Annotated in this window: 1 protein-coding gene; it reads left to right on the forward strand. The window is 72.7% G+C overall.

Annotation, left to right across the window (positions count from 1 at the left end):
• A partial coding sequence (locus PUR61_RS00505; RefSeq protein ID WP_329874454.1) for a transposase occupies nt 1–249 on the forward strand: 249 nt, incomplete at both ends.

The following is a 249-nucleotide window of genomic DNA, read 5'->3' on the forward strand; positions in this document are numbered from 1 at the left end:
CAGGGTGGTGGCCGTCGGCGCCACGGGGATCGCGAGGTGCTGGCGGCGATCGTGTTCGTCGCGACGTCCGGGTGCACCTGGGCCCAACTGCCGCCGTGCTTCGGCCCCTCCGGCCCGACTGCGCATCGGCGGTTCACCGAGTGGAGCAGGGCCCGGGTCTGGGCCAAGCTCCACCGGGTGGTCCTGGAGGAGCTCGGCGCGCGAGGTGAGCTGGACTGGTCGAGGTGCGCGGTCGACTCGGTGAACATG

The organism is Streptomyces sp. BE20 (assembly GCF_036322525.1).
GTDB lineage: Bacteria > Actinomycetota > Actinomycetes > Streptomycetales > Streptomycetaceae > Kitasatospora.